The organism is Mesorhizobium sp. M7A.F.Ca.US.006.04.2.1, from assembly GCF_004022915.1.
GTDB classification, from domain to species: domain Bacteria; phylum Pseudomonadota; class Alphaproteobacteria; order Rhizobiales; family Rhizobiaceae; genus Mesorhizobium; species Mesorhizobium ciceri.
In genome coordinates this window covers 1-13,105 of record NZ_RZQA01000067.1, presented here as the reverse complement: position 1 = coordinate 13,105, position 13,105 = coordinate 1, and the positions used below count along the sequence as shown (strand labels likewise).

The window sequence follows — 13,105 nt, the reverse complement described above, 5'->3', positions numbered from 1 at the left end:
CTCCAGATCCTCGTCCGAATGCGGCAGCGGCGTCCACCCCGCCTTTTCCATAGGAGTCATAACTACCCGTCCAATTCCCTTAACTGCGCCGTCCCGTGACGCACACGCGATTGACCCCCATTAAGCCTTAACATAGGGTCCGCGCGACTTTCAAAACAGGTTAAGGCTCAGCCCCTTAACAGCTTGGTAATGGAGCGAATTCATGTCGAAGCCCGATCTGGCGAGCCTCGAAAAGACCATCGAGAAGGCCTTCGAGGAACGCGATGCGATTTCGACTGCGACGCGCGGCGAAACGCGCGATGCCATCCAGTCGGCGCTTGACCTGCTCGACCGCGGCGCCGTCCGCGTCGCCGAGCGGCAGGCCGACGGCAAGTGGCATGTCAACCAGTGGCTGAAGAAGGCCGTGCTTTTGTCCTTCCGGCTCAACCCGATGGAGATCATCAAGGGTGGTCCCGGCGAAGCGACGTGGTGGGACAAGGTGCCGTCGAAGTTCGATGGCTGGGGCGCTGTTGATTTCGAAAAGGAGGGCTTTCGCGCCGTGCCGGGGTCGATCGTGCGTCGCTCGGCCTATATCGCGCCGGGCGCCGTGCTGATGCCGTCCTTCGTCAATGTCGGCGCCTATGTCGATACAGGCACCATGATCGACACCTGGGTCGGGGTAGGCTCCTGTGCCCAGATCGGCAAGAACGTGCATCTTTCCGGCGGCGTCGGCATCGGCGGCGTGTTGGAGCCGATGCAGGCAGGTCCGACCATCATCGAGGACAATTGCTTCATCGGCGCGCGCTCGGAAGTGGTCGAGGGCTGCATCGTGCGCGAAGGCTCGGTGCTCGGCATGGGCGTCTTCATCGGCCAGTCGACCAAGATCGTCGACCGCGCCACCGGCGAGATTTTCTACGGCGAAGTGCCGCCGAATTCCGTCGTCGTCGCCGGAGCGATGCCGGGCAAGCCCTTTCCGAACGGCGAGCCGGGTCCGAGCCTCTACTGCGCCGTCATCGTCAAGCGCGTCGACGCCAAAACCAGGTCCAAGACCTCGATCAACGAATTGCTGCGCGATTGATCTTTGCGCAAAGCGGGCGCACCTTCCGCCGGCGCGACAATCGGTCGCGCGGGTTCATCATGGAGGGGTGACATGGACTGGAAGTATCTGCTCACAAGTTTTGACGGTCGCATCAACCGTGGCAAGTTCTGGGCCGCGATTGGCGTTTTCATCGTCATTGGCATCGTTGCCTTTATTCTCGATGCGATCCTCGGTACACGCATCACCACGGCCAGTGGCGCCCAGATCGGCATCATCGGCATTCTCATCGCTCTGGCCTCGATCTATTTCGCACTCGCAGTCTACGCCAAGCGCTGGCATGATCGCGGCAAGTCGGGCTGGTGGAGCCTGATCATGCTGGTGCCATTGATCGGCCCGATCTGGTTTCTGGTGGAATGCGGCATTCTCGAAGGCGCCAGGGGCGCCAATCAATATGGACCGGACCCGCTTGCCTGACAGATCAGATCTCACCTGGCTTTTCTTCAAAACCTCGGGCCGCGTCAGTCGCGCGGCCTATTTTCTTGGCGGGTTGCTCGTCGCCATCATCCAGGCCTTCCCGCTCTACCGCTTCACGCTGGTGCCGGAAGGTTCGGCCGAGAGCAACATGTGGTCGTTCATCTTCTTCGTCGCCTTCATCGCCTCGCTGTGGTCGAACATTGCCCTGGCGGTCAAGCGGCTGCACGATTTGGACAAGCCGGGCATTGCGGCGCTGATCTTGTTCGTGCCGGTGGTCTCGATCGTGGCCTTCCTTGTGTTGTGCCTGTTTCCGGGGCAGCCTGGACCCAACCGCTACGGCCGGCGCACCAACGAGCCAGCACAACCCTGAGGTTCGATCGGACATGCGCTACCGTACGCTTGATCCGAAACTGATCATCGAGACCGCAGAACGGCTGGAGACGCGCGTTGCGGAGCGTTTCCCCGATGCCGGCCTGCGCGGCGTTGCCGCCGAACTGGTCTCGCTGTCGCGCGACCTGGCACAGGGCGCCAAGGCCCTGGAAGCGCCGATCTGGTGGCTGCGCGGCCTCATCGTCGCCGCTGTCGTTGCCGGCGCACTGATGTTCATCTTCGTCGGCACCGTCCTGCCATTCGACCGCATTTCCAAACCGGGTGATGCCGTCCAGTCGGTGCAAGGCATCGAAGCTTCGCTCAACATGTTCATCCTCGCCATTGTCGGATTTCTCGCCTTGATCCGCTCTGAGGAGCGCATCAAGCGCAAGCAGGTCTTTCGCCAGCTGCATGGCCTGCGCTCGCTGATCCACGTCATCGACATGCACCAGCTGACCAAGGATCCGGCGGCGCTGTCGGCCGATTTCAAGCCGACGTCGCATTCGCCCGCCCGCATCACCAATGCCGCCGACCTGGCGCGTTACCTCGACTATTGCTCCGAAATGCTGTCGATCACCGGCAAGATCGCCGCATTGTTCGCGCAGTCGGTCAATGACGACGTGGTCATCGACGGCGTCAACGACATCGAGAACCTGGCGTCCAACCTGTCGCGGAAAATCTGGCAGAAGATCACGTTGATCGACGGCCGGCCGGTGCAACAATCTGCTCCGGCGCCAGGCCCGGCGAGCCAAGCCGCTCCGCTTCCGCCGCGCGCACCAAGGCGATGATCCGCTGAACCGTCGGCACGGGCGTGCCGGCCTTCCCCGCCAGCCGCAAGATGGCACCTTGCAAATCGTCGATCTCCGTCGGCCGGCCGCGCTGAAGATCGTCCCACATCGACGAGCGCGCCTGCGGGTCGATCGCCAGCATGCGCCGCGCCAAGAGCCTGAACAGCCAGTCCGGCAGCCTGAGCACTTTCGGCAGCAGCGCCGGCCGCAGGCCGGCGATCCGCGCCGGCTCGATGCCGGACGCTTTCAGTGCCGTCAGCGCCTCGTCGATCTGGCCGGCCAGGATCAGCCGCCAGCGTCGGTCGGCCAGTTCGGTTGCCAGCGGCAGGCCGGAAAGCGCCACCAGCGCGTTGTTCAGATTCATCAGCAGCTTACCCCACAGCACCGCCTTCATGTCGCCATGCGCTTCAACCGCAAACCCTTCGACGCCAAGCAGGCCGACCAGGCCGGCATCGCCATCCTCGACCATCACCTTGCCGTCGCTGGCGCGGTGCACGCGCAGCGGCAGCTCGCCGTCCGGCGACTGCACCACATTGAACGGCACCATGCCGGCCAGCACCGTTCGCCGGCCAAGTCCGGCACGCAGCCTGTCGGCATTGTCGACACCGTTCTGCAGGCTGATCACCACGGCGTCGGGCCGGGCATGAGCTTTGATAAGATCCGCCATGTCCTGAGTGGCGCCGCTCTTGACCGTGACCAGGATCACGTCCGCCTGCGGCAGGGTGGCGGCCGGATCGGTGGTGACGGCAAGCGCCTCCGGCTTGATCGAGCGATCGCGGCCCTGGAGGTCGCTGACCCGCAATCCACCCTGCCGCAACGCTGCCTCGATGCGCGGCCGGGCCAGCAGAATGACCTTTCGGCCGGCCAGCGCCAGGCAGCCGCCGGCATAGCAGCCGATGCTGCCGGCACCGGCTATGACGATCCGTTTGTCCTTGTCTGCCATCCTGTCGCCCGCGCCGGGTCGCAACTATACGACATGAAAACCATAATATCGGCGGTATCGCCAGCCATGAGGCTGGCCCCTATGTCTGGCCGTGACAGGCCCTGCGCTTTCGACTATCGCTTTTGCCATGACGCTGCCGACCGATCCTGCCGAAAACCTCGCCGCCCTTATCCGTTGCGCTTCGGTGACGCCCGCTGAGGGCGGTGCGCTGACCGCGCTGGAGACGATGCTCAAACCGCTCGGCTTCCTGGTCGATCGGCCGGTGTTTTCCGAAGACGGCACGCCCGATATCGAAAACCTCTATGCAAGGCGTTCCGGCAATGGCCCGCATCTGATGTTCGCCGGCCACACCGACGTGGTGCCGGTCGGCGACGAAGCCGCCTGGACGCATCCGCCCTTCGCCGCCGAGATCGCCAATGGCGAGATGTATGGCCGCGGCGCCGTCGACATGAAGGGCGGCATCGCCTGTTTCATCGCCGCCGTGGCGCGCCATGTCGAGGCCAATGGCGGTCCGAAAGGCTCGGTCTCGCTGCTGATCACCGGCGACGAGGAAGGCCCCGCGATCAACGGCACGGTCAAGCTGCTCGAATGGGCGGCTTCCAGGGGCGAGAAATGGGATGCCTCTGTCGTCGGCGAGCCGACCAACCCGGATGCGCTGGGCGACATGATCAAGATCGGCCGCCGCGGCTCGATGTCCGGCGCCGTCACCGTCAATGGCCGCCAGGGCCATGTCGCCTATCCCTTGCTTGCCGACAATCCGGTGCGCGGGCTGATGAGCCTGGTCGATGCCTTGCTGCATCCGGTTTTCGACAAGGGAACCAGGGATTTCCAGCCGACCAATCTGGAAATCACCTCCATCGATGTGGGCAACCCGGCCACCAATGTCATCCCGGCCAAAGCGACCGCGACCTTCAACATCCGCTTCAACGACACCTGGACGGACGAGACCCTGCAGGCCGAAATCCACAACCGGCTCGACCAGGCGGCCAGGCGCAAGAAGTACCGGCAGGGCAAGAAGATGCCGGTCGACTACGAGCTCGTCTGGCGCGACCGGCCGAGCCATGTCTTCCTGACCCGTGACGACAGGCTGATCGAAATGCTGCGCGGCTCGATCAAGTCGGCGGTCGGCAAGGAGCCGACGCTGTCGACCTCCGGTGGAACCTCCGACGCGCGTTTCATCAAGGACTATTGCCCGGTGGTCGAGTTCGGGCTGGTCGGCAAGACCATGCACATGGTCGACGAGCGCGTCGCCATTGCCGACCTCGAGACGCTGACGCAAATCTACCAGCGCTTCATAGAAGACTGGTTCGGACAGGGCTGAACAGCATGCTTTCGGCGGACGAAACCCAAGCTTCGCTGACGGGCGCCTGGCGATTGATGCTCGGCAGAGCCGACGGCCTGCGCCTGCTCGACCTGTCGGCCGACGGCTTCTGGAATTCCTTCTTCGCCATTGTCGTTGCAGCACCGGCGCTGATCGTCGGCTGGGTCGGCATCGCCAACGAAATCGGCGATCCCGACGCCTTCGCGGGGCGCTTCAGCATGCTGGTGCGCCTGGCGACGGTCGACATCGGCTCCTGGGTGCTGCCGCTGGTTGCGCTCGCTTTCATCGCGCCGCGCGCCGGCATAGGCGGCCGCTTCGTCCACTACGTCGTTGCCAGCAACTGGGCTTCGGCCATCACCGCCTGGCTGATGCTGCCTTCGGCGCTGATCCGGCTTTTCCTGTCGTCCGCAAGCCAGGTTTCGAGCCTTGTGTCGCTGTTCCTCTTTGCCCTTTCTATGGTGCTGACCTGGCGCATGACAAATGCCACGATGGGCAGGGGCGCAGCGGTCGGCACGGCCGTTTTCGTCGGCATGTTCATTGCGTCGCTGCTGGTGCTGTTCGGCCTGCAGACGTTGCTCGGCATCACCGTCCCGGACGATGTCGGAGTTCAGAGCCTTTCCGGGCTCGTCTCGACCGGATAATCGACACCGGTGAGAAACAGCCCGTCGGGCGGCGCCACCTGGCCGCAGGCGGCGCGGTCGCGCGCCTCGAGCGCTGTTTTCAGGTCGGCCGCGCTCCAGCCGCCGTCGCCGACACGCTTGAGCGAGCCGACCATCGAACGCACCTGGTTGTGCAGGAACGAGCGCGCCGAAGCCCTGACCTCGATCATGTCGCCTTGTCGGCTCACATCGAGCCGTTCCAGCGTCCTGATCGGGCTGTTGGCCTGGCACTGGGTCGAGCGGAAGGTGGTAAAGTCATGCCGTCCGAGCAGGACCTTTGCCGCTTCGTGCATGGCGCCGGCGTCGAGCCGCTTCGGCACCCACCACACCTTGCCCTTGTCGAGCGCGGCCGGCGCGCGGCGGTTCAGGATGCGGTAGAGATAGTGGCGGCCAATGGCCGAGAAGCGGGCGTCGAAACTGTCGGAGACCACCGTCGCTTTCAGGATGGCGATGCGCGCCCCGGTCGCCTGCAGATGGGCGTTGACGGCATCGCGCACCTTGTCGCTCGGCCACGCCTTGACGAGGTCGACATGCGCCACCTGCGCGGTCGCATGCACGCCGGCATCGGTGCGGCCGGCGGCGCGCAGCCTGATCGCTTCGCCGCAGAATTTTTCGATCGCCTGCTCGATCGCCTGCTGCACCGAAGGCTGATCCGCCTGGTGCTGCCAGCCGGCAAACAGGCTGCCGTCATACTCGATGTCGAGGCGAAAACGCGGCATTTGCGGCTAGAGCTCTCGCCTCGAGCAATTCCAGGAAAAGTGTGAAACGGTTTTCCGTTCGGAATTGCGTTAAAACAAAGAGGAGTGCAGTTCGCCGTTTCCGTGAAAACGGCGGACTGTTCTACGCGGCGAGAGCGGTGAAGGCGGAGGCGTAGACCAGCCTGCCTGCTTCTGGTGCGTCACCCCAGGCCAGCGCCTGCAGCGCTTCGCCCTGGTATTCGCTTTCGAAGTTCTCGGCACGCGTGTGGCTATAGCCGAAACGCCCGTAATAGGTGGGGTCGCCCAGCACCACGGCCAGCGTCTCACCACCATCCTTGAGGCGGATATGCGCCTCGCGGATCAGCGCGCCGCCAATGCCGCTGCCATGGAACGAGGGCTCCACCGCCAGCGGCGCCAGCGCCACGGCCGCGAAGGTCTTGCCGCCATTCTGGACGAACAGCCGCGAAAACAGGATATGGCCGACCACCTGGCCGTCCTCTTCCGCAACCAGTTCGGCAACCGCGTCGCCGCCGGTCACCAGCGCGTCGACCAGACCGGCCTCCGCCTGCTGGCCGAAAGCGTGTTCCTCGACGAGGCGGATGGCCTCGCGATCCCGCGGCGTTGCCGCGCGTATCGACATCATGCTCATGAGAATTTCAGTCCTTTTTCGATCTTGGCCCCGCGCAGGAATTCCGACGCGGCAGCGGGCTTTCCGCCCGCCCGTTGAACTTCGACCAGCCTGATCGCGCCTGCCCCGCAGGCGACCGTCAGCCGGTCATCGAGAATTCCTCCCGACTCGCCCAAATCTTCCGAAGGCGACAGGCCTTGCGACAGCGTCGAGCGAAGCAGTTTCAGCCGCTCCTGGCGGCCGCCAATTCCTATCTCCGACCAGGCGCCTGGAAAGGGCGACAGGCCACGAATATGATTGTGGACCTCACTTGCCGAGCGAGTCCAGTCCACGCGAGTCTCGGATTTATCGATTTTCTTGGCGTAGGTCACCCCATCCACAGCTTGTGTGGTGAATGTCAGGGTGTTCCCTTCCAACCGCGCCAGCGCTTCCACCATCAAGGCAGCACCGACACTCATCAACCGATCATGCAGATCGCCGGCTGTCATATCGGGTTCGATGGCGCACTTTTCAACCAGCCCGACCGGACCGGTGTCCAGGCCCTCTTCCATGCGCATCACCATCATGCCGCTTTCCAGGTCACCGGCCATGATGGCGCGCTGGATGGGGGCGGCGCCGCGCCAGCGCGGCAGAAGCGACGCATGGCCGTTGACGCAGCCGAGCCGGGTTGCCTCCAGAACCGCCTTCGGCAGCAGCAAGCCATAGGCGACGACCACCGCCACATCGGCCTGCAAGGCGCGAAAAGCGGCCTGTTCGGCCTCTCCTTTGAGCGAAACCGGCGTCCGCACCTCGATGCCCAGTCGCTCCGCCTCGCGCTGCACCGGCGACGGCGTCAGCTCCAGCCCGCGTCGTCCGGCAGCGCGCGGCGGCTGGGTATAGACGACTGATATCTCATGGCCAGCCTCGGCGATCGCGCGCAAGGTCGGCACCGAAAACTCCGGCGTACCCATGAAGATGACGCGAAGGGGCATTTTTTCTTCCGGTATCCTGTCTTCTTGCTCGCGCAGTGTGCCGGCTCAGGCATCCGCTTCAAACGGGTTTACGAGCTTCAGGTCAAGGCCGTCGAAGTCGCGGGACGACCGTCGCGCTATCTTTCCGCTTCGATCTTCTCCATGATTTCCGCGTATTCATCGCCAATTGCGCTTTCAGATACGAAAGCCGAGCGAATTGCAGCCCACGCCGAGAGGCTCGACTCCTCTCGGGCCGGCCTCTCCGCAACTATGCCTTTGCGCAGAAGGCCGATGGCCTTGTCCGAGACGCTCTGGCCGACCTCGCGCGCCGCCAGTTCGATCTCGCGCTTCAAAGGCTCAGGAATGTCCCTGATCAGCATGTCGACCGTCGGCATCTCCATTTGGTGGCAATCCTGCCGACAATAGGCCTGGAGGGGACTCCCGTACCTTATCCCGCGAGCTTGCCCGGCGCCTTGTCCCTGGCGAGCTTCTTGAATTTCTTTACCACCATGTCGCGCTTCAGCTTCGAGATGTGATCGATGAACAGGACGCCATTGAGGTGGTCGATCTCGTGTTGCAGGCAGGTCGCCATCAACCCCTCGGCCTCTATCTCCTGCAATTTGCCGTCGCGGTCGAGATATTTGACCCGCACGGAGGCGGGGCGTTCGACCTCGGCGTAATAATCCGGGATCGACAGGCAGCCTTCCTCATAGACGGAGCGCGCGTCGGCGCTCTCCAGGATTTCCGGATTGATGAAGACATGCGGCGCCGGCGTCTCGTCTTCCTTGGCGAGATCGATCACCAGCAAGCGCAGCGGCTCGCCGATCTGGATTGCCGCCAGCCCGATGCCCGGCGCATCATACATGGTCGCCAGCATGTCGTCGGCTAATTTGCGCAAAGGCGCGTCGACACGCTCTACGGGCTTGGAAACCTCGCGCAGGATGGGGTCGGGAAGGATGATGAGCGGCTTGATCGGCATGGCGTTCCACCTAAGACCTCCAGCGAAACGCGTCAACCGGTTGGCATCAGGCGCGTTCACGTTTTGATCTGTGCTATCGCGGCGAATCGTCTATGCTGTCCACATGAATGATTTGAGCACCATCCTTTCGGAGCCTGTCGCCCGGCTTGGCGCCACAACGATCACGCTCGGCCATGCGCTGGCCTTCGGCGTTTTGCTGTTTCTGGCCCTGTTCGTGGCGCTGGTCATTGCGTTGTGGCGGTCGGCCAAGGCGCGCGCCGTGGCGGCCGCGGAAGCCGCCGATCATGCCCGCGATGCGGAAGTGCGGATGGCCGGCATTCTGCAAAGCCAGGCCGAAATGCAGGGCCGCATGGGCGCCATTGCGGAAGTGTTCGGCGCACGGCAGGCGGAGCTGACGCAATCGATCGGCCAACGCCTCGACGCCATGACCGGCCGGCTCGGCCAGACCATGACCGAGCAGACCAAATCCACGCATGAGAGCCTGGCCAAATTGCAGGAACGGCTGGCGATCATCGACGTCGCGCAAGGCAACATCCAGTCGCTCGCCGGCCAGGTCGTGCAATTGCAGGCGATCCTCTCGAACAAGCAGACGCGCGGCGCGTTCGGCCAGTCGCGCATGGAGGCGATCGTTGCCGACGGCCTGCCGCACGGCGCCTATGAGTTCCAGGCGACGCTGTCGAACGGCAGCCGGCCCGACTGCCTGGTGAAGATGCCGAATGGCGCGCCGTCGCTGGCCATCGATGCAAAATTTCCGCTGGAGGCCTGGAACGCCATCCGCGCCGCCGATGGCGCCGATCTGCAGAAGGCAGCTTCGCAGGCCTTCCGCCGCGACATCGAGATCCATGTCCGCGATATCTCGGAAAAATACCTGATCCAGGGCGAGACGCAGGACACTGCCTTCATGTTCGTGCCGTCGGAATCGGTGTTCGCCGAGATCCACGAGAATTTCGAGGCGATCGTGCACAAGGCGCACCGTGCGCGCGTCGTCATCGTCTCGCCGTCGCTGCTGATGCTGTCGATCCAGGTCATCCAGGCGATCCTCAAGGATGCCCGCATGCGCGAACAGGCGCACCTGATCCAGGGCGAGGTCATCCGGCTGATGGAGGATGTTGCACGTGTCGATGAGCGGGTGCGCAAGCTGCAGGTGCATTTCGGCCAGTCGGCCAAGGATATCGACGACATACTGGTTTCGACGTCGAAGGTCACCAAGCGCGGCCAGAAGATCGAGGCGCTGGAATTCGGCGCGCAGCCCGACGGCGATGCCGCCGTAGACGCCGCGTCACGGGGGCCCGCCGCCAAGGTCGATACCGGCGCGCGCGTTGCCGATTCGAAAACCGGGCAGCTCAGGCTGAGGGTCGTCGAAGGCGACGATTGAGCCGCGGTGCCGGACCGGTGCTACTGCTCCTCCAACGTGGTCATGCCCTGAAATTCAGGCAGCCAGTGCAGCGCCGAGCGGTGCCATTTCTGCTGTGTCGGGATCAAATCCTGGCGCTGCCGCGCGGTCCCCACGCGAATTCCATAGACCTTCGGACCATCTCCGACAGACGTGGCGTAAAGATGCGAACCGCAGTCGGCGCAAAAGGCCTGGGTGCGCTTGGCGCCGCTCGCCACGATCTTGATGTAGATTTTCGGCGTGCCCTTGGTGATGCGATAGTTGCTTTCCGGCGCCGGAACCGTAAGGCGAAAAGCCGTGCCGGTCAGTTGCTGGCAATCCGTGCAGTGGCAGATCGTGGTCTTTTCCGGATCGACCTCCGCCTCGTAGGTGATGGCGCCACAATGACAGCCGCCGTCTATTCTCATCTTCGTTCCTCCAAAGCCCCTTCAATCTAGCGGCGCAAGGCCGTGAGGCAATGGCACGGTTTTAGTCCAGGGCAGGATCGGATGCGGAATCGATCAGCCTGCGCCGCTGCTCCCAGGTGCCTGACGTCTGCGGCTTGACGAACAGCCGTGTGATCTCCGGCATTTCCTTCTTCAACTGCGCCTCCAGGCGCTCGACGCAAGCTTCGATCTCGGGCGCCGTCAATTGGTCCTCGAACTCGATGCTGAGCCCGGCGACGATCTCTGTCGGCCCCATATGAACGGTCAGGACGCCGTTCGCCCGCTGCACCGCCGGATCCTGCTGGGCGATCGCCAGCACTTTCATCTGCACCTCGGGCGACGCCGGCTCGCCGATCAGCAGGCCCTTGCTTTCGCGGGCCAGGAAGATCGCGGTTGCGCCAAGGATCAGCCCGATGCCGATAGAGGCGGCGCCGTCGAGCTCCGGCATCTCCAGCAGTTCCGCCGCCAATATGCCGGCGAAAGCGACGATCAGGCCGAGAAGTGCCGCACTGTCCTCGAACAGCACGGTGTAGACGCTCGGATCCTTGCTCGACTGCACGGCCTGCAGCCAGCCTTGCCTGCCCTTCTGCCGGCGAAACTCCTTCAGCGCCACCCACCACGAACTGCCTTCGAACAGGAAGGAAAGGCCCAGAACAATATAGTTTACCTTGGCGTTGGCGACCGGCTCCGGCGCCATGATATGGACCGCGCCTTCGTAGAACGACACGCCGGCGCCCAGCGCGAAGACGAGGAGCGCGACGATGAAGCTCCAGAAGTAGAGTTCGCGGCCGTGGCCGAGCGGATGCGTGCGATCGGCCGGGCGAGCGGCGCGGTGCATGCCGTAGAGCAGCAGGCCGCCATTGCCGGTATCGACCAGCGAATGGACGCCCTCCGACAGCATCGCCGAACTGCCGGTAAAGGCGGCGGCGGCGAACTTGGTCAGCGCGATGGCGAGATTGCCGGCGAGCGCCGCGTAGATCACCTTTTTTGAGCCGCCGTGCCCGGCCATGGCATTTGCCCCCGTTCAAGGCGCAGTCTAGCGGCCAGGCCGCTAAAGCTCCACAGGCATCACACCGCGCGAATGTCGGGTCGTCCACGGCAGCGGCCATGAGAGATCGGTCTATGGAAAACGGCGACTACTCGATGATCTCGCTGGTCCACACCTTGAAGCCGGCAAGCGTTCCCGGGCCGAAAATATGGGTCAGCGGCACGTCGGCGGCGTCGCGGCCGGAGGCGATCAGGATGCGGCCGATGCGCGGTGCATTGTTGCGCGGGTCGAAGACATGCCAGCGGCCGCCGAGATAGACTTCCACCCAGGCGCAGAAATCCATGCTTGCCCATGGCTTCGGCATACCGATGTCGCTGATGTAGCCGGTGCAATAGCGCGTTGGGATGTTGAGCGCCCGGCAGAAGGTGACGGCGAGATGCGCGTAGTCGCGGCACACGCCGCTCCGTTCACGATAGGCTTCCGCCGCGGTGCGCGTCGGCCGTGCATTGCCGTAGTTGAAGACGATGTGGCTGTGGACGAAGTCGCAGACCGCCTGCACGCGCGGAATACCCAGCGGCGTGTTGCCGAACAGCCGCCACGCCTCGTCAGCCAGAAGGTCGCTTTCGCAAAAACGGCTGGGCAGCAGGAACAGCAATGTGTCCGCCGGCAGGTCGCGCACCTCGTGCTGCCAGGCCATCAGGTCGCCCATCTCGAAGGTGCCGGGGTCGCGGATCACCGCGTCGGTGCCGAAGGTGAAGCGCCCGGGCGGCGCGACAAGCCGGTTGCACCAATTGCCGAAACTGTCGCGATAGCTTTCGATCGGCACCGGTGGATTGGAGATCAGGAAATCCGGCCGCTCGAGATCGGAGGCCCGCGAATAGTGCACATTCAGCATCGCGATGAGCGGCGTTTCCTGCGGAAAGTCGAAGCTCATCTCGCAGCCGATGTGGATTCGCATTGTCGTCCTGACGGCCTGCCTGACGATCGCCCGGCGAAGCTCGGGTCGATGCTGCAGTGCGAAAATGACCATGGCACGGACCGCCATGGTTTACGAGCAAATTAGAGCAATTCCAGGAAAAGTGTGAAGCGGTTTTCCATCCGGAATTGCGTCAAAACAAAGAGTTAGAGCAATTCACTGTTTCCGCGAAACGGTGAATTGCTCTAGAAACCGGTTGAAAGCGATCCGCTGTCGGCGGCAACAGTCGCTAACCCCTTGCGGTCGGGCGGTTCTCTTGTTTCACTTGGCTTCTCACATCAGGAGGAACGAATCATGGCTAAAGGTGCGATGAAGGCAGGCAAGGAAGCCCGCAAGCCGAAGAAGGACGCCAAGAAGCCCGCTCCGGCTCCGGCGCTGAAGGCGCCGCCGGTCAAGGCGATGAAGCTCAAGGACAAGTAGGTCCGGCGATCCACTTCGCAATAAGATTACGGCCGGCGACACTTGTTGCCGGTCGCTGTTGCTCGAGCGCCCGAAA

General features: G+C 63.6%; 17 protein-coding genes. 8 read left to right on the top strand and 9 right to left on the bottom strand.

The features are described 5' to 3' along the window. Positions 1 to 202: 202 nt before the first annotated feature. The 4 genes from dapD to EN925_RS06005 all read left to right on the top strand — a co-directional run bounded on the left by dapD (position 203) and on the right by EN925_RS06005 (position 2,649). A complete protein-coding gene (dapD, locus tag EN925_RS06020) occupies positions 203 to 1,057 on the top strand; it encodes a 2,3,4,5-tetrahydropyridine-2,6-dicarboxylate N-succinyltransferase (protein WP_013528480.1) in 855 nt (284 codons plus the stop codon). Positions 1,058 to 1,129: 72 nt separating this feature from the next. Further along, positions 1,130 to 1,492, top strand: coding sequence for a DUF805 domain-containing protein (locus EN925_RS06015; protein WP_013528479.1), 363 nt, complete (start codon positions 1,130 to 1,132; stop codon positions 1,490 to 1,492). Further along, a complete protein-coding gene (locus tag EN925_RS06010; protein WP_024502086.1) occupies positions 1,485 to 1,862 on the top strand; it encodes a DUF805 domain-containing protein in 378 nt (125 codons plus the stop codon). Before EN925_RS06015 ends, EN925_RS06010 begins: the two co-directional genes overlap by 8 nt. Before the next feature lie 13 nt (positions 1,863 to 1,875). Further along, positions 1,876 to 2,649, top strand: a complete 774-nt coding sequence (locus tag EN925_RS06005; protein ID WP_063169724.1) for a hypothetical protein — start codon at positions 1,876 to 1,878, stop codon at positions 2,647 to 2,649. Here the strand turns inward: EN925_RS06005 and EN925_RS06000 are convergent. Continuing rightward, the gene (locus EN925_RS06000; RefSeq protein ID WP_127368969.1) at positions 2,552 to 3,592 is read right to left on the bottom strand and encodes a 2-dehydropantoate 2-reductase; all 1,041 of its coding nucleotides are present in this window, start codon (positions 3,590 to 3,592) and stop codon (positions 2,552 to 2,554) included. The two genes, EN925_RS06005 and EN925_RS06000, sit on opposite strands and share 98 nt — an antisense overlap. Before the next feature lie 127 nt (positions 3,593 to 3,719). On the opposite strand from EN925_RS06000, the gene dapE reads away from it, so the two are divergent. Together dapE and EN925_RS05990 are read left to right on the top strand one after the other, a co-directional pair. Continuing rightward, on the top strand, positions 3,720 to 4,913 hold the full coding sequence (dapE, locus tag EN925_RS05995; RefSeq protein WP_127388244.1) for a succinyl-diaminopimelate desuccinylase: 1,194 nt from the start codon (positions 3,720 to 3,722) through the stop codon (positions 4,911 to 4,913). Between the two features lie 5 nt (positions 4,914 to 4,918). Continuing rightward, positions 4,919 to 5,554, top strand: coding sequence for a hypothetical protein (locus tag EN925_RS05990; protein ID WP_013528474.1), 636 nt, complete (start codon positions 4,919 to 4,921; stop codon positions 5,552 to 5,554). Here EN925_RS05990 and truA read toward each other — a convergent pair. The 5 genes from truA to def all read right to left on the bottom strand — a co-directional run bounded on the left by truA (position 5,521) and on the right by def (position 8,827). After that, on the bottom strand, positions 5,521 to 6,291 hold the full coding sequence (gene truA / locus EN925_RS05985) for a tRNA pseudouridine(38-40) synthase TruA (RefSeq protein ID WP_127370200.1): 771 nt from the start codon (positions 6,289 to 6,291) through the stop codon (positions 5,521 to 5,523). The genes EN925_RS05990 and truA overlap by 34 nt on opposite strands. A gap of 121 nt (positions 6,292 to 6,412) precedes the next feature. Beyond that, positions 6,413 to 6,919, bottom strand: coding sequence for an N-acetyltransferase (locus EN925_RS05980; protein WP_013528472.1), 507 nt, complete (start codon positions 6,917 to 6,919; stop codon positions 6,413 to 6,415). Next, positions 6,916 to 7,869: a methionyl-tRNA formyltransferase gene (gene fmt / locus EN925_RS05975; protein ID WP_063170946.1), complete on the bottom strand. Its 954-nt coding sequence runs from the start codon at positions 7,867 to 7,869 to the stop codon at positions 6,916 to 6,918. Before fmt ends, EN925_RS05980 begins: the two co-directional genes overlap by 4 nt. Positions 7,870 to 7,985: 116 nt before the next feature. After that, complete coding sequence (locus tag EN925_RS05970) at positions 7,986 to 8,249, bottom strand: hypothetical protein (protein ID WP_013528470.1); 264 nt, start codon at positions 8,247 to 8,249, stop codon at positions 7,986 to 7,988. 47 nt (positions 8,250 to 8,296) lie between these two features. After that, positions 8,297 to 8,827 (bottom strand): peptide deformylase, encoded by a 531-nt coding sequence (gene def / locus EN925_RS05965; RefSeq protein ID WP_024502081.1) that lies wholly within the window; start codon positions 8,825 to 8,827, stop codon positions 8,297 to 8,299. Positions 8,828 to 8,930: 103 nt separating this feature from the next. On the opposite strand from def, the gene EN925_RS05960 reads away from it, so the two are divergent. Then, a complete protein-coding gene (locus EN925_RS05960; RefSeq protein WP_013528468.1) occupies positions 8,931 to 10,202 on the top strand; it encodes a DNA recombination protein RmuC in 1,272 nt (423 codons plus the stop codon). A gap of 20 nt (positions 10,203 to 10,222) precedes the next feature. Here EN925_RS05960 and EN925_RS05955 read toward each other — a convergent pair whose 3' ends face one another. The 3 genes from EN925_RS05955 to EN925_RS05945 form a co-directional block, all read right to left on the bottom strand. Next, positions 10,223 to 10,627, bottom strand: a complete 405-nt coding sequence (locus tag EN925_RS05955) for a GFA family protein (RefSeq protein WP_013528467.1) — start codon at positions 10,625 to 10,627, stop codon at positions 10,223 to 10,225. Between the two features lie 61 nt (positions 10,628 to 10,688). Next, positions 10,689 to 11,654: a cation diffusion facilitator family transporter gene (locus tag EN925_RS05950; RefSeq protein WP_127384769.1), complete on the bottom strand. Its 966-nt coding sequence runs from the start codon at positions 11,652 to 11,654 to the stop codon at positions 10,689 to 10,691. A gap of 127 nt (positions 11,655 to 11,781) precedes the next feature. Next, positions 11,782 to 12,591, bottom strand: a complete 810-nt coding sequence (locus EN925_RS05945) for a transglutaminase family protein (protein WP_127368434.1) — start codon at positions 12,589 to 12,591, stop codon at positions 11,782 to 11,784. A gap of 312 nt (positions 12,592 to 12,903) precedes the next feature. Between EN925_RS05945 and EN925_RS41450 the strand changes: the two genes are divergently transcribed. After that, the gene (locus EN925_RS41450; protein WP_013528464.1) at positions 12,904 to 13,029 is read left to right on the top strand and encodes a hypothetical protein; all 126 of its coding nucleotides are present in this window, start codon (positions 12,904 to 12,906) and stop codon (positions 13,027 to 13,029) included. Positions 13,030 to 13,105 lie beyond the last annotated feature (76 nt).

Excerpts from the sequence above, each read along its gene's own strand:
- dapD (WP_013528480.1), top strand. The coding sequence starts at position 203 with ATGTCGAAGCCCGATCTGGCGAGCCTCGAAAAGACCATCGAGAAGGCC.
- EN925_RS41450 (WP_013528464.1), top strand. The coding sequence starts at position 12,904 with ATGGCTAAAGGTGCGATGAAGGCAGGCAAGGAAGCCCGCAAGCCGAAG.
- fmt (WP_063170946.1), bottom strand. The coding sequence starts at position 7,869 with ATGCCCCTTCGCGTCATCTTCATGGGTACGCCGGAGTTTTCGGTGCCG.
- EN925_RS05980 (WP_013528472.1), bottom strand. The coding sequence starts at position 6,919 with ATGAGCATGATGTCGATACGCGCGGCAACGCCGCGGGATCGCGAGGCC.
- EN925_RS05960 (WP_013528468.1), top strand. The coding sequence starts at position 8,931 with ATGAATGATTTGAGCACCATCCTTTCGGAGCCTGTCGCCCGGCTTGGC.
- EN925_RS05990 (WP_013528474.1), top strand. The coding sequence starts at position 4,919 with ATGCTTTCGGCGGACGAAACCCAAGCTTCGCTGACGGGCGCCTGGCGA.
- EN925_RS06015 (WP_013528479.1), top strand. The coding sequence starts at position 1,130 with ATGGACTGGAAGTATCTGCTCACAAGTTTTGACGGTCGCATCAACCGT.
- EN925_RS06000 (WP_127368969.1), bottom strand. The coding sequence starts at position 3,592 with ATGGCAGACAAGGACAAACGGATCGTCATAGCCGGTGCCGGCAGCATC.
- EN925_RS05955 (WP_013528467.1), bottom strand. The coding sequence starts at position 10,627 with ATGAGAATAGACGGCGGCTGTCATTGTGGCGCCATCACCTACGAGGCG.
- truA (WP_127370200.1), bottom strand. The coding sequence starts at position 6,291 with ATGCCGCGTTTTCGCCTCGACATCGAGTATGACGGCAGCCTGTTTGCC.
- dapE (WP_127388244.1), top strand. The coding sequence starts at position 3,720 with ATGACGCTGCCGACCGATCCTGCCGAAAACCTCGCCGCCCTTATCCGT.
- EN925_RS05970 (WP_013528470.1), bottom strand. The coding sequence starts at position 8,249 with ATGGAGATGCCGACGGTCGACATGCTGATCAGGGACATTCCTGAGCCT.
- EN925_RS05945 (WP_127368434.1), bottom strand. The coding sequence starts at position 12,591 with ATGCGAATCCACATCGGCTGCGAGATGAGCTTCGACTTTCCGCAGGAA.
- def (WP_024502081.1), bottom strand. The coding sequence starts at position 8,827 with ATGCCGATCAAGCCGCTCATCATCCTTCCCGACCCCATCCTGCGCGAG.
- EN925_RS05950 (WP_127384769.1), bottom strand. The coding sequence starts at position 11,654 with ATGGCCGGGCACGGCGGCTCAAAAAAGGTGATCTACGCGGCGCTCGCC.
- EN925_RS06005 (WP_063169724.1), top strand. The coding sequence starts at position 1,876 with ATGCGCTACCGTACGCTTGATCCGAAACTGATCATCGAGACCGCAGAA.